Genomic DNA, 12,771 nt, shown 5'->3' with positions numbered 1-12,771 from the left:
GTGAGGTAACCTTTTGGAGCCAGCCGCCGAAGGTGGGATAGATGATTGGGGTGAAGTCGTAACAAGGTAGCCGTATCGGAAGGTGCGGCTGGATCACCTCCTTTCTAAGGATTATTTCGGAATACAAACCTAGGGTTTGTAAGATTACGTTTTGCGTTCAGTTTTGAAGGTTCATTCTTCCGAATGAAATACTTCAAAACTTGTTCTTTGAAAACTGGATAAAACGACATTGAAATTGTAACAAACACATTTATTTTTTAAGTTTTTTATAGGCTTAATAACATTAGTAAGGTTTCAAGACACAAGCAGTTCTAGGAAGCAATCGAGTGAATGAAGGAGCGTACTTCAGTACGTGACTGATTGAACGAGTGAAGCTGACAACGAAATGCGATGTGTATTGAAAGCTGTAGGTTAAGTTATTAAGGGCGCACGGCGAATGCCTTGGCACTAGGAGCCGAAGAAGGACGGCACTAACACCGATATGCTTCGGGGAGCTGTAAGTGAGCTTTGATCCGGAGATTTCCGAATGGGGGAACCCACTACGTTTAATCGCGTAGTATCTTGACGTGAATACATAGCGTCTTGAAGGCAGACCCAGGGAACTGAAACATCTAAGTACCTGGAGGAAGAGAAAGAAAAATCGATTCCCTGAGTAGCGGCGAGCGAAACGGGAAGAGCCCAAACCAAGAGGCTTGCCTCTTGGGGTTGTAGGACACTCTATACGGAGTTACAAAAGAGCGAGTTAGATGAAGCGACTTGGAAAGGTCCGCCAGAGCAGGTAAAAGCCCTGTAGTCGAAAGTTCGTTCTCTCCTGAGTGGATCCTGAGTACGGCGGAACACGTGAAATTCCGTCGGAATCCGGGAGGACCATCTCCCAAGGCTAAATACTACCTAGTGACCGATAGTGAACCAGTACCGTGAGGGAAAGGTGAAAAGCACCCCGGAAGGGGAGTGAAAGAGATCCTGAAACCGTGTGCCTACAAGTAGTTAGAGCCCGTTAATGGGTGATAGCGTGCCTTTTGTAGAATGAACCGGCGAGTTACGATTACGTGCAAGGTTAAGCTTTAGAAGGCGGAGCCGCAGCGAAAGCGAGTCTGAATAGGGCGAAATAGTACGTGGTCGTAGACCCGAAACCAGGTGATCTACCCATGTCCAGGGTGAAGGTAAGGTAACACTTACTGGAGGCCCGAACCCACGCACGTTGAAAAGTGCGGGGATGAGGTGTGGGTAGCGGAGAAATTCCAATCGAACTTGGAGATAGCTGGTTCTCTCCGAAATAGCTTTAGGGCTAGCCTCGTGATGAGAATACTGGAGGTAGAGCACTGTTTGGACTAGGGGGCCATCCCGGTTTACCGAATTCAGACAAACTCCGAATGCCAGATATTTATACACGGGAGTCAGACTGCGAGTGATAAGATCCGTAGTCAAAAGGGAAACAGCCCAGACCACCAGCTAAGGTCCCAAAGTAATCGTTAAGTGGAAAAGGATGTGGCGTTGCACAGACAACCAGGATGTTGGCTTAGAAGCAGCCATCATTTAAAGAGTGCGTAATAGCTCACTGGTCGAGTGACGCTGCGCCGAAAATGTATCGGGGCTAAACGATTCACCGAAGCTGTGGATTGACATCTACGATGTCAGTGGTAGGAGAGCGTTCTAAGTGCGTTGAAGTCAGACCGGAAGGACTGGTGGAGCGCTTAGAAGTGAGAATGCCGGTATGAGTAGCGAAAGACGGGTGAGAATCCCGTCCACCGTATGACTAAGGTTTCCTGAGGAAGGCTCGTCCGCTCAGGGTTAGTCGGGACCTAAGCCGAGGCCGACAGGCGTAGGCGATGGACAACAGGTTGATATTCCTGTACCACCTCCTCACCGTTTGAGAAATGGGGGGACGCAGTAGGATAGGGTAAGCGCGCTGTTGGTTATGCGCGTCCAAGCAGTAAGGCGTGTGTGTAGGAAAATCCGCACACTGTAACGTTGAGCTGTGATGGCGAGTCCGTATGGACGAAGTTCCTGATTTCACACTGCCAAGAAAAGCCTCTATCGAGGTGAGAGGTGCCCGTACCGCAAACCGACACAGGTAGTCGAGGAGAGAATCCTAAGGTGTGCGAGAGAACTCTCGTTAAGGAACTCGGCAAAATGACCCCGTAACTTCGGGAGAAGGGGTGCTCTTGAGCGTGCAAGCGCATGAGAGCCGCAGTGAATAGGCCCAGGCGACTGTTTAGCAAAAACACAGGTCTCTGCAAAACCGTAAGGTGACGTATAGGGGCTGACGCCTGCCCGGTGCTGGAAGGTTAAGAGGAGTGGTTAGCGCAAGCGAAGCTGCGAATTGAAGCCCCAGTAAACGGCGGCCGTAACTATAACGGTCCTAAGGTAGCGAAATTCCTTGTCGGGTAAGTTCCGACCCGCACGAAAGGCGTAACGATCTGGGCACTGTCTCAACGAGAGACTCGGTGAAATTATAGTACCTGTGAAGATGCAGGTTACCCGCGACAGGACGGAAAGACCCCGTGGAGCTTTACTGTAGCCTGATATTGAATTTTGGTACAACTTGTACAGGATAGGTAGGAGCCAGAGATCTCGGAGCGCCAGCTTCGAAGGAGGCGTCGGTGGGATACTACCCTGGTTGTATTGAAATTCTAACCCATGCCCCTTAGCGGGGCAGGAGACAGTGTCAGGCGGACAGTTTGACTGGGGCGGTCGCCTCCTAAAAGGTAACGGAGGCGCCCAAAGGTTCCCTCAGAATGGTTGGAAATCATTCGTAGAGTGTAAAGGCACAAGGGAGCTTGACTGCGAGACCTACAAGTCGAGCAGGGTCGAAAGACGGGCTTAGTGATCCGGTGGTTCCGCATGGAAGGGCCATCGCTCAACGGATAAAAGCTACCCCGGGGATAACAGGCTTATCTCCCCCAAGAGTCCACATCGACGGGGAGGTTTGGCACCTCGATGTCGGCTCATCGCATCCTGGGGCTGTAGTCGGTCCCAAGGGTTGGGCTGTTCGCCCATTAAAGCGGTACGCGAGCTGGGTTCAGAACGTCGTGAGACAGTTCGGTCCCTATCCGTCGTGGGCGTAGGAAATTTGAGAGGAGCTGTCCTTAGTACGAGAGGACCGGGATGGACACACCGCTGGTGTACCAGTTGTCTTGCCAAAGGCATCGCTGGGTAGCTATGTGTGGACGGGATAAGTGCTGAAAGCATCTAAGCATGAAGCCCCCCTCAAGATGAGATTTCCCATTACGCAAGTAAGTAAGATCCCTCAAAGACGATGAGGTAGATAGGTTCGAGGTGGAAGTGTGGTGACACATGGAGCTGACGAATACTAATCGATCGAGGACTTAACCAAATTGTTTGAAGCATTCAATGCGCCGTTTATCCAGTTTTGAAAGAACAATACTTTCAAAAATGAGAGCTTCAAGACACAAGTAGAACAAGGAAGCAACCGAGTGATTGAGGGAGCGTACTTCTGTACGTGACTGATTGAGCGAGAGCAGCTGACGCAGTAATACGCTGTGTATTGAAGATTGAATATAGTCTAGTGATGATGGCAAAGAGGTCACACCCGTTCCCATACCGAACACGGAAGTTAAGCTCTTTAGCGCCGATGGTAGTTGGGGGCTTCCCCCTGTGAGAGTAGGACGTCGCTAGGCAAAAAATAAACCGCTGAGAAATCAGTGGTTTTTTTATATTGAGCTTGAGGTTGCCGATTTCCTATTGTTGATTTGACAAGGATATTTTTCAAGTAAGGGTCAAATAACTGTTACATAAAAAACCTGGTGAAATTGCTTTTTAAACCCATAAAATGCTAAAGTTTAATGGAGTGATTAAAATTCACAAAGGGGTGCAGTGTAATGGCAACAGGGCAATATAGAAAGGATATTGAGGTAGAGAAAGAAAAATTAGAGAGTTTTATTCTAAATAAGGAACGTTGGGCTGTTTTAATACCAGGTTACTTACATCACGAATTACTAAATGAAAATGATATGATTTGGGTCTTCCAAGGTGATTTTGGCGTTATTCAAAAAGCTGTTAAAGTGAAACTTACTCAGACAAAATCAGAGGTTCATCAAGTATTTTTTGATTTAGAGGGGTTATCTGATCCGATTAATGGTGACGGTTCCTTTGAAATAAAACAAAATTCAGATGGATCATTTCTATTGATTGGAAGCTTATCAATGAAGGCTAGCGGTTTTCTAGCAGGGATAATGAATCCCATACTAGATAATTTTGTACCTCGACTCGTAGAACAATTAGTGGAAGAAATGGCGTTTACCGTGGCAAAGGAATAGCTTATGATTTTGATTTAAGAAGAGAACCGATTATTGAAGGTAATGACAATAATCGGTTTTTATATGGAATCAGTACATATTTTTGTTGATTAGAGTAAAGGTTCAACTGCAATAACAATGCAGCGACATTGAGGATAATAAGACATTTTGTTGAAATTTCTATAGGTAACAAATAAATATGGAATGCCTTGTCGAGGGATTGCTTTTTTATCGTGGTATAATCCCGTATAATTAAATGAGAATCTTAACGAAAATGGGTGTGTTTGTTTTGGATAAGAAAAAGCCAATTATAGAGGGATTAGAACGTTTTCGAAAACAACAAAATATTTCCTTTCACGTCCCAGGCCATAAGCATGGCGAGCTGTCCCACCTCCCTCAAGCATTTAAGGATGTTATGCGGTATGATGTAACTGAATTAACGGATCTGGATGATTTACATTATCCAGAGGGAATGATATTAGAAGCAGAAAATTTATTAGCAGATACATATGGAGCCAAAAAAAGCTTTTTTCTAGTAGGTGGCTCTACTGTTGGAAATTTAGCAATGATTTATGCCACTTGTCATAAGGGTGATACTATTATTGTTCAGCGAAATGCACATAAATCTATATTTCATGCCATTGAACTTGTTGGAGCAAAGCCTATATTTGTGTCACCAATATGGGATGACCGGACGTTAACGGCAACACATGTAACTTTTCATGATCTCAAAGAAGCAATAGATAATTATTCAGAAGCGAAAGCAGTAGTTTTAACATATCCTACTTATTATGGGGTCACTTCTAATGAAATACAGCAACAAATTGTTTATTGTCACGAGAAGAGAATCCCTGTATTAGTGGATGAAGCACATGGCGCTCATTTTAGTGCGTGTCATCTATTTCAACCATCTGCTTTGTCGTTTGGGGCAGATGTTGTTGTACAATCAGCGCATAAAACACTACCAGCTATGACAATGGCATCCTTTATGCATGTAAAGTCAGAATTGATAGATGCCGATAAAATACATCACTATTTACGTATGTTACAATCTAGCAGCCCATCTTATGTGCTATTGGCTTCATTAGATGATGCTCGCTACTATGTACAGACATATATGGAGAGTGATGGGGCATATATAATAGAAAAAAAGAAACAATGGGTTGAGGCTTTAAGGTCGATTGGTTCATTGGAAGTAATTGAGGTAGATGATCCATTAAAACTATTGTTACGTGTCGATGGTTATAGTGGTTTTCAGCTACAAGAAGCATTAGAGGCACAACATGTCTATGGGGAGCTAGCTGATGCGAATCAGGTCTTACTTATGTTACCTTTGCTGAAGCAAGGACATACCTACCCGTTTGCTGAAATAAGAGTCCGTATAAAAGAAGCAATAACAACGCTATTAGGCACAGCTAAAATAAATAGCAAAACAGTTTCTCAAACTGCCTATCATTTTGTACCAATTACAGAGCCTACCTTTACCTTTAGTGAGATTGCATCATTAGAAAAAGAATGGTTACCATATATGCGTACAATAGGTCGAATATCTACGAATATGATTATTCCTTATCCACCTGGTATACCGTTACTTGTTCCTGGAGAAAGAATAACAGTGGCAAAGCTAAGTCAATTGGAAGAGTTACTAGCTGCAGGTGCAACATTCCAAGGAAATCATTGTTTAGCAGAAAAAATGATTCAGGTCATTAAATAGTGGAGGCAAATAACAACATGAATAGCAATTTATTTATTACATTCGAAGGTCCAGAGGGGGCAGGAAAAACAACAGTCATTCAAATGATTGCAAAGCGACTTACTGAAAAGAATATTGATGTTCTAGCAACGAGAGAACCAGGTGGTATCGAGATTGCGGAGAAAATAAGAACGATTATTTTAAATCCTGAACATACGGCAATGGACGAACGGACAGAAGCCTTATTATATGCTGCTGCAAGAAGTCAGCATTACTTTGAAAAGGTACGACCTGCTTTAGATGCTGGGAAGTTAGTCATATGTGATCGTTTTATTGATTCATCTTTAGCTTATCAGGGTTTTGCAAGAGGAATAGGTGTCGATGAAGTTCTTTCTATTAATGAATTTGCTATCGGTAAAAAATTACCTGACTTGACCATTTTATTTGATCTTGCTCCAGAGGTAGGCTTAGCTCGTATTTATGCAACGGACAATCGGGAAGTAAATCGTTTAGATGTTGAAAGTTTGCCATTTCATCAGAAGGTACGTGAAGGATATTTACAATTAGTAGAACGATATCCAGAACGTATCCATGTAGTGAATGCAGACCAAGATATTGAAAGTGTTGTTGAAGATGTATGGTTATTATTATTGAAAGCAATGCAGTAAAAGCATGAAGTTGTCTACAACATTGTGATATAATGATACTATCCATTCATTTATCTTCATACGGATATCTATAGTGGATTATAAATGTTTATAAATGCTGATGCTTAGGAATAGTATTAAACCAAACTAGGTTAATTTTATAAAAGGGGTGAGTGCGAATGAAGTTAGTCGTAGCTGTAGTGCAAGATCAGGATAGCAACCGCTTATCAAATGCTTTAACGAAAAATCAGTTTCGCGCAACTAAATTAGCGAGCACAGGAGGATTTTTACGCTCAGGAAATACGACGTTTCTGATAGGAACTGAAGACTCTCTCATACCCAAACTTTTAGATATTATTCGGGATAATTGTCGAGCACGAGAGCAAATGGTTGCACCCGTTTCTCCATTAGGAGGAAATGCTGATTCCTATATACCTTATCCTGTGGAGGTAGAGGTAGGGGGAGCTACTGTGTTTGTTTTACCAATTGAACAATTCCATCATTTTTAAAATTAGCCTCCTATGTTAAACCACCAGAGGTCATTTAATTAAAGTAGGATAAATATGAAACTAAATAGAAAAGCTTCATATTTATCCTCATGCAATCACGCCAAGGAGAAATAGATAAAGATTAGTGGGGGCGAAACCACCTTGAAGATTAATCAAGATATACGTGTCGGGTTAAATACAAATCGCAAAGAGCCACTACAAAATAATAATCAAAATAACCGATTTGGGGATATGGTCGTCAAGCAAGGGAACAAGTTGCAAACAGAACAACTAACACGTTTGTTAGGAGATATATCGAGTGCAGGAGATCGCGTTGCAAGATCACGTAATTTACGAGAACTTGCTAGATTTAAAATGCTTGTGAAACGATTTCTACAAGAGACAGTAGAACATGGTATGGATTTAAAACAATCACATACATGGAATCGTTTTGGTGAAGGAAGACGCCTTAAAATTATTGAAACTATTGATACGCGTCTCGTTGAACTTGCCCAAGATATTTTAGATGAAGAAAAGGAAGCAATTGACCTCCTTGATAAAATCGGTGAGATTAAAGGCTTACTAATTAATTTATATATGTAAAACCCGTGTCTCGATCTTATTAGGCGCGGGCTTTTTTTCAAATTTGATTTTGGCAAATTGTCAATAATATAGGGACTACAGTAACGTTCCTTTACAGCAAGCAAGGATTGGAAACAATCACACTTTTGTTGTATATATAGGAAGGAAATTAAATTTATGGCCAAGAATGTTGAAGAGCTATTCACGCTACAACCAGTCGTAATGAAGCAACTTCAAACGATTTTTGACAAAAATAGATTAGCACATGCATATATTTTTGAAGGCGAAAAAGGGACAGGCAAGGCTGATATTATGCACTTTTTTGTCAAATTAATGCTATGTGAGCAACCTAGTGAAAATGTTCCATGTGAAACATGTCGAAATTGCAGACGTGTTGATTCAGGAAATCACCCAAATATTCATCATATTTATCCAGATGGTCAATTTATAAAAATTGATCAAATGCGAGAACTCATTGGAGAAATGAAAATGATGGGCGTAGAAGAAGGACGTAAAATCTATGTGCTTCATCATGCAGACCGTCTAAATATAGCTTCAGCAAATATGATACTTAAATTTTTAGAAGAGCCGGATGGAGAGGTTACTGCAATTTTATTAACAGAGCAAATGCAGTCAATTCTCCCAACAATCCGTTCTCGTTGCCAACATATTAAATTCCAAAAAATGCCGCGACATGTTTTACTCAAACATTTACAAGAAAATAATGTTTCGCATTCGATGGCTTCAACAGTAAGCATGATGACAAACGAGCTCGAAATGGCCATATTTTTGGCAAATGATGAGCAGTTTGCACTTGCTCGAAAAACAGTGTTAAAATTAGTAGATGCCATTCAACAAAATGTACATGAAGCGATGCTCGTTGTACATGAAGATTGGTTACCGAACTTTAAAGAAAAAGGCGAGATGGAGCAAGCATTGGATTTACTACTATTTGCTTACCGTGATATAGTGTCAATAAAAGCTAATCCCGAAGCAGCTTGTACTTATCCAGACATGTTACCACTATTTAAAGAAGTTGCGTTATATTCCACTTATGACCGATTATCAAGTCAGCTGGAATCTATTTTGCAAGCACGCGCCTCTTTACAACGTAACATGAATAGGACGTTATTGATGGAGCAGTTAATGCTAAATCTGCAGGAGGGATATACATTTGTATAATGTAGTAGGAGTCCGCTTTAAGAAGGCGGGTAAAATATATTATTTTGATCCGGCATCATTTCTACTAGAAAATAATCAATATGTTATTGTAGAGACAGCACGCGGTGTAGAATATGGAAAAGTAGTTGTCCCTCAAAAAGTGGTAGGTGATAATGATGTTGTATTACCACTCAAACAAGTACTTAGACCAGCCGATGATCGTGATCGTATTCAAGTTGAGGAAAATGCAGCAGAATCGAAACGTGCATTTGATCTCGCTAGTACTAAAATTATAGAGCATAATCTAGAAATGAAGCTTGTAGATGTTGAATATACATTTGATCGTAATAAAATTATTTTTTATTTTACAGCTGAAGGACGAGTTGACTTTAGGGATCTTGTAAAAGATTTAGCTTCAGTTTTTAGAACACGTATCGAACTTCGCCAAATCGGTGTGCGTGATGAAGCAAAATTATTAGGTGGCATTGGCCCGTGTGGAAGAATGCTTTGTTGTTCCACATTTTTAGGTGATTTTGAGCCAGTTTCTATTAAAATGGCTAAAGATCAAAACCTATCATTAAATCCTTCGAAAATATCAGGTCTTTGTGGACGTTTAATGTGTTGCTTAAAGTATGAAAATGATGAATATGAAGAAGCAAAAGAGGGCATGCCAGATATTGGTGAGGTAACGATGACACCAGATGGCCGCGGTAAAGTTGTAGGGTTAAATGTGCTAGAAAGACTGATACAAGTATATTTACAAGAGCAGGAACGCACAGTTGAGTATACACTAGAAGAACTACTAGCATGCGAAAAAAATCTTATTTAAGATAGAGAATTTAACGAGGTGGCTTGGGTGAAGGACCGTAATTTCTTAGATACCGTTATGGAGTTCGAACAACAGCTCGAAGCAATGCAGGAGCAATTCGGTGCATTGAAACAATTTGTAGCGTTAATGATGGAAGAGCATAAAGCGCTTGAGACAGAAAATCATCATCTTCGTACACGTCTAGAAGAACTACTTTCTAATACAAACTCCGTACAAGCTGCTGAAGTAAAGAAAGAGAGTCCGTTAGATATAGGTGAAGGTTATGATAATCTTGCTCGCTTATATCAGGAAGGCTTCCATGTTTGTCATGTTCATTTTGGAAGTTCACGTAAAGGTGAAGATTGTCTGTTTTGTCTATCATTTTTAAATAAACAAAATGCGTAATAGAAGGCTGATTCCCACTAAGGTGGTATCAGTCTTTTGTTTTGTAGAGTAGGAGGAATAAGCATGGAAAACTGGCTAAAGGATGATGAACGATTAGACTATTTGTTGGCTGAGAATTTGCGTATTATTCAAAGCCCCTCCGTCTTTTCGTTTTCATTAGATGCAGTATTGCTTTCAAAGTTTGTTAATATTCCCTACCATAAGGGGAATATTGTTGATTTATGTTCAGGGAATGGTGTAATCCCTCTCTTTTTAAGTGCACGTACAAAGGGACAAATAAAGGGAGTAGAAATTCAGCCACGTTTATTTGATATGGCAGAGAGAAGTATCCGTTATAATCAATTAGAACATCAAATTCAAATGATTCTTGGCGATGTAAAAGAAATACCGAAACAATTAGGCATTGAAAAGTATGATGTTGTTACCTGCAATCCACCTTATTTTTTGGCTCATGAGGCAAGTGATAAAAATCTCAGTGAACATCATGCCATTGCAAGACATGAACTATATTTAACATTAGAAGAAGCTATTCAATCAGCCAGTAAGTTATTAAAGCAAGGTGGCAAAGCTGCATTTGTGCATCGTCCAGGTCGATTATTAGATATTGTTACAGCGATGCGAGCAAATCGCTTAGAGCCTAAAAGGATGCAACTCATTTATCCGAAAGAAGGTAAAGAAGCCAATACGTTACTAATAGAAGGAATAAAAGATGGGAAGCCAGATTTAAAAATCTTGCCACCTTTGTATGTCTATGATGCCAATAATGAATATACAGAAGAAGTGAGAGAGATCCTTTATGGAAAAGAGCAATAATCACTACTTTTACGTACTAGAGTGTGCGGATCAAACACTTTATGCTGGGTATACAAATAATATAGAAAAACGTGTTGCTATACATAACGCTGGTAAAGGGGCAAAATATACAAGAGCTAGAGGTCCAGTGAAATGTATTTATAATGAAATGTTTGAGACAAAGCAAGAAGCTATGCGTGCTGAATATGCATTTAAGCAATTAACAAGAACACAGAAAATAAATTATATAAGGAGGGGTGAATCGTGAAATCTCAAAAAAGTACAATACACGATTTGACAGGCTGTTTATATCTGGTAGGAACACCTATTGGGAATTTAGAGGATATGAGTGTACGTGCATTGCGCATTTTAAAAGAGGCCGATATTATAGCAGCAGAAGATACAAGAAATACAAAGAAGCTATGTAATTACTTCGATATTGAAACCCCATTAATCAGCTACCATGAACATAATTTAGCAGTAGGTGGAGAAAAATTATTAACTTTACTACATGAAGGGAAAACAATTGCCTTAGTAAGTGATGCAGGCTTACCTTGTATTTCTGATCCGGGAGCGGATATAGTCGAAAAAGCAATTGCTGAAAACTTTCCTGTTGTGCCTGTACCAGGTCCGAATGCAGCGATATCAGCATTAATTGCTTCTGGATTGACGCCACAGCCATTTTTCTTTTATGGCTTTTTGAATCGTGGAAAAAAAGAACGTCGGCAGCAATTAGAGCAACTAAAAAAACGTCAAGAAACTATTTTATTATATGAGGCACCACATCGCTTAAAGGATACATTAAAAGATATGGAGGCTATACTCGGTAACCGTCGCATTGTCTTAGCCCGAGAGCTAACTAAGAAATTTGAAGAATTTTTACGTGGTACATTGGTTGAAGCTGTAGAATGGTCACAGACAGAGGAAATACGAGGAGAGTTTTGTATAGTCCTTGAAGGTAATAGCTCTGTCGAAGAGGAAAATGAAGAAGATGCCTATTGGCAAACGATGTCGGTTGTGGAACATGTAGATTACATTATTAATCAATCGAATGTTACATCAAAAGAGGCAATTAAGGAAGTAGCCAAGCTAAGACAAGTCGCGAAGAGAGATATTTATAATGAATATCATAGTTAATAATAGTAAAGGGTTACCTTATTAGGTAGCTCTTTATTTTAATTTGAAGCTTCTTGCTACAAAGCGTCGACATAACTAATTTTAAATTGATAAGAATTGTAAATAATAGTAACCTTGAGTAGAAAGGTCTGACATGGACATTATAAGGGGTATAGAAATTGGGTATATTAATTTGTATACAAATAGAAACACCTAAATCACTGAGTTGATTTAGGTGAGTAAGAAGTTATTTTTTTAAGTTAGCTTGGATTTCTTTTACTAACATTTCAGCGCCTTCTGGACTTAAAATTAATTTGCCTCCAACTAGACGGAAGTTATCATCTGAAACTTCACCAGTAACGGCACATGTCATATTAGGCATATATTTTTTTAAGATGATTTTATCATCATCGACATAGATTTCTAAAGCGTCCTTTTCAGCAATACCTAGCGTACGACGTAACTCGATAGGAATTACTACACGACCTAACTCATCGACTTTACGAACAATCCCTGTTGATTTCATAATAGATTTCCTCCTAATTTATAAAAGTTATATTTGTATTTCGTCAAATTTCGACATTATTTCCTTGTCTGATAGTTATCATACCAAGTAATGCCATAAACGTCAATTAATTAATACACTAATATTATGGTTTTAGAAAAAATTTTTTGAGAAGAATGCAGATATTTTAATTATTTTAAAAGGTTTTTAATAAATATTTTCTATAATAGTAAAAAAGGTTCTTATTTAAGTCATTTAATGGATTGAATATATTATTCGACAATTTTCGCATGTAATAAACTTTCATTGAAACGA

The 12,771-nt window shown here is 39.9% G+C and carries 12 protein-coding genes and 3 rRNA genes (1 of these 15 running past the window's edge); 14 read left to right on the top strand and 1 reads right to left on the bottom strand.

All coding sequences use genetic code 11. The features are described from left to right. From SJW71_RS00395 to rsmI, 14 genes are all read left to right on the top strand, one after another. A 16S ribosomal RNA gene (locus SJW71_RS00395) occupies positions 1-104 on the top strand (it extends 1,448 nt beyond the left edge of the window). 305 nt (positions 105-409) lie between these two features. After that, positions 410-3,337, top strand: a 23S ribosomal RNA gene (locus tag SJW71_RS00390). A gap of 188 nt (positions 3,338-3,525) precedes the next feature. Then, positions 3,526-3,641: ribosomal RNA gene (gene rrf, locus SJW71_RS00385) — 5S ribosomal RNA — on the top strand. The 16S, 23S and 5S rRNA genes sit together here, the layout of an rRNA operon. 201 nt (positions 3,642-3,842) lie before the next feature. Then, the gene (locus SJW71_RS00380) at positions 3,843-4,280 is read left to right on the top strand and encodes an SRPBCC family protein (protein WP_322605670.1); all 438 of its coding nucleotides are present in this window, start codon (positions 3,843-3,845) and stop codon (positions 4,278-4,280) included. Positions 4,281-4,539: 259 nt separating this feature from the next. Continuing rightward, positions 4,540-5,973 (top strand): aminotransferase class I/II-fold pyridoxal phosphate-dependent enzyme, encoded by a 1,434-nt coding sequence (locus tag SJW71_RS00375; RefSeq protein WP_431812187.1) that lies wholly within the window; start codon positions 4,540-4,542, stop codon positions 5,971-5,973. Positions 5,974-5,990: 17 nt separating this feature from the next. After that, positions 5,991-6,620 (top strand): dTMP kinase, encoded by a 630-nt coding sequence (gene tmk / locus SJW71_RS00370; protein ID WP_274795142.1) that lies wholly within the window; start codon positions 5,991-5,993, stop codon positions 6,618-6,620. Between the two features lie 158 nt (positions 6,621-6,778). Next, positions 6,779-7,108, top strand: coding sequence for a cyclic-di-AMP receptor (locus SJW71_RS00365; RefSeq protein WP_155594094.1), 330 nt, complete (start codon positions 6,779-6,781; stop codon positions 7,106-7,108). Positions 7,109-7,249: 141 nt separating this feature from the next. Continuing rightward, positions 7,250-7,690: a YaaR family protein gene (locus tag SJW71_RS00360; protein WP_274795143.1), complete on the top strand. Its 441-nt coding sequence runs from the start codon at positions 7,250-7,252 to the stop codon at positions 7,688-7,690. Between the two features lie 156 nt (positions 7,691-7,846). Next, positions 7,847-8,851, top strand: coding sequence for a DNA polymerase III subunit delta' (holB, locus tag SJW71_RS00355; RefSeq protein WP_274795144.1), 1,005 nt, complete (start codon positions 7,847-7,849; stop codon positions 8,849-8,851). Then, positions 8,844-9,659 carry a PSP1 domain-containing protein gene (locus SJW71_RS00350; protein ID WP_274795145.1) on the top strand — a complete coding sequence of 272 codons (816 nt, stop codon included), beginning with the start codon at positions 8,844-8,846 and terminating at the stop codon, positions 9,657-9,659. Before holB ends, SJW71_RS00350 begins: the two co-directional genes overlap by 8 nt. A 27-nt stretch (positions 9,660-9,686) precedes the next feature. Next, positions 9,687-10,043: a DNA replication initiation control protein YabA gene (yabA, locus tag SJW71_RS00345; protein WP_274795146.1), complete on the top strand. Its 357-nt coding sequence runs from the start codon at positions 9,687-9,689 to the stop codon at positions 10,041-10,043. A 63-nt stretch (positions 10,044-10,106) separates the two neighbouring features. Next, the gene (locus SJW71_RS00340; protein WP_322605669.1) at positions 10,107-10,856 is read left to right on the top strand and encodes a tRNA1(Val) (adenine(37)-N6)-methyltransferase; all 750 of its coding nucleotides are present in this window, start codon (positions 10,107-10,109) and stop codon (positions 10,854-10,856) included. Further along, entirely contained in the window at positions 10,840-11,103 is a 264-nt protein-coding gene (locus SJW71_RS00335) for a GIY-YIG nuclease family protein (protein WP_274795148.1), read from the top strand. The genes SJW71_RS00340 and SJW71_RS00335 overlap by 17 nt, the downstream gene beginning before the upstream one ends. Then, on the top strand, positions 11,100-11,972 hold the full coding sequence (gene rsmI, locus SJW71_RS00330) for a 16S rRNA (cytidine(1402)-2'-O)-methyltransferase (protein ID WP_431811636.1): 873 nt from the start codon (positions 11,100-11,102) through the stop codon (positions 11,970-11,972). The genes SJW71_RS00335 and rsmI overlap by 4 nt, the downstream gene beginning before the upstream one ends. Positions 11,973-12,198: 226 nt before the next feature. On the opposite strand, the gene SJW71_RS00325 is transcribed toward rsmI, so the two are convergent. Then, entirely contained in the window at positions 12,199-12,477 is a 279-nt protein-coding gene (locus tag SJW71_RS00325) for an AbrB/MazE/SpoVT family DNA-binding domain-containing protein (protein ID WP_274795150.1), read from the bottom strand. Positions 12,478-12,771: the final 294 nt, after the last annotated feature.

Origin of the sequence: Lysinibacillus sp. FW12 (assembly GCF_050817245.1) — a bacterium.
In the GTDB taxonomy this organism is placed as follows: Bacteria; Bacillota; Bacilli; order Bacillales_A; family Planococcaceae; genus Lysinibacillus; species Lysinibacillus irui.
The sequence above is the reverse complement of the archived record's forward strand: the minus strand, read 5'-3'. Positions and strand labels throughout refer to the sequence as shown.

What these genes read in the sequence shown, in the direction of transcription:
- SJW71_RS00380 (WP_322605670.1), top strand. Translation starts at nt 3,843, where the DNA reads ATGGCAACAGGGCAATATAGAAAGGATATTGAGGTAGAGAAAGAAAAA.
- tmk (WP_274795142.1), top strand. Translation starts at nt 5,991, where the DNA reads ATGAATAGCAATTTATTTATTACATTCGAAGGTCCAGAGGGGGCAGGA.
- SJW71_RS00365 (WP_155594094.1), top strand. Translation starts at nt 6,779, where the DNA reads ATGAAGTTAGTCGTAGCTGTAGTGCAAGATCAGGATAGCAACCGCTTA.
- holB (WP_274795144.1), top strand. Translation starts at nt 7,847, where the DNA reads ATGGCCAAGAATGTTGAAGAGCTATTCACGCTACAACCAGTCGTAATG.
- SJW71_RS00340 (WP_322605669.1), top strand. Translation starts at nt 10,107, where the DNA reads ATGGAAAACTGGCTAAAGGATGATGAACGATTAGACTATTTGTTGGCT.
- SJW71_RS00335 (WP_274795148.1), top strand. Translation starts at nt 10,840, where the DNA reads ATGGAAAAGAGCAATAATCACTACTTTTACGTACTAGAGTGTGCGGAT.
- SJW71_RS00325 (WP_274795150.1), bottom strand. Translation starts at nt 12,477, where the DNA reads ATGAAATCAACAGGGATTGTTCGTAAAGTCGATGAGTTAGGTCGTGTA.